Source organism: Oleiphilus sp. HI0117 (genome assembly GCF_001635235.1).
Genome location: NZ_LWGA01001338.1, coordinates 1 through 498 on the forward strand (window position 1 = coordinate 1; position 498 = coordinate 498).

At 43.4% G+C, this 498-nt stretch carries 2 protein-coding genes; one reads left to right on the plus strand and one right to left on the minus strand.

Annotation, left to right across the window (positions count from 1 at the left end; all coding sequences use genetic code 11):
• Positions 1-259: hypothetical protein (locus A3757_RS27285; protein ID WP_197470252.1), on the plus strand; the 259-nt coding region annotated here is incomplete at its 5' end.
• Between the two features lie 106 nt (positions 260-365).
• On the opposite strand, the gene A3757_RS28195 is transcribed toward A3757_RS27285, so the two are convergent.
• Positions 366-482: a PEP-CTERM sorting domain-containing protein gene (locus A3757_RS28195; protein ID WP_082865496.1), complete on the minus strand. Its 117-nt coding sequence runs from the start codon at positions 480-482 to the stop codon at positions 366-368.
• Positions 483-498: the final 16 nt, after the last annotated feature.

Genomic DNA, 498 nt, shown 5'->3' on the forward strand with positions numbered 1-498 from the left:
GTTAGAGCGAGATTTTGGCAAGCAGTGGTTGCTGGCCAAAGATGAAATTGAGGCCTTGTTTGTTAAAACAAATTGGCGTGTAACAAATCGAATTGTACGTGCGGCCATCTATGTCGCGGACGGAGACTTCGATGAGTTAAGTCGATCTATAGAGCGTGTCCTATCAGATTATAAAGATCTTTTATGGCAGGCGGAGTATGACCGGGGAGATGATCAGTTAAGGGACTTCAATAAGAGTTTCGGTGAGCTCAATCTTTAGTTTATCGTAGAGCTTGATCTGGTGATTCTCAGTGCTGGTGTCATCTATGAGGGTAAGAAGTAAGGTGTTTCTGGGTAATCAATACCCAGAAACGTATTTTTTACTATTACTGCTGAGAGAGCTTTCTAGAGAAACCTAAACCTAGTAAGCCTAGAGCAAGTAAAGCTATGCTGCCTGGCTCGGGAGTCTCAACTGTGTTACCCGTGTTTCTTCCCCAAAGCATAAAGTTAGATAAGCCG

Coding starts and splice junctions, on each gene's coding strand:
- A3757_RS28195 (WP_082865496.1), bottom strand. CDS start 482: ATGCTTTGGGGAAGAAACACGGGTAACACAGTTGAGACTCCCGAGCCA.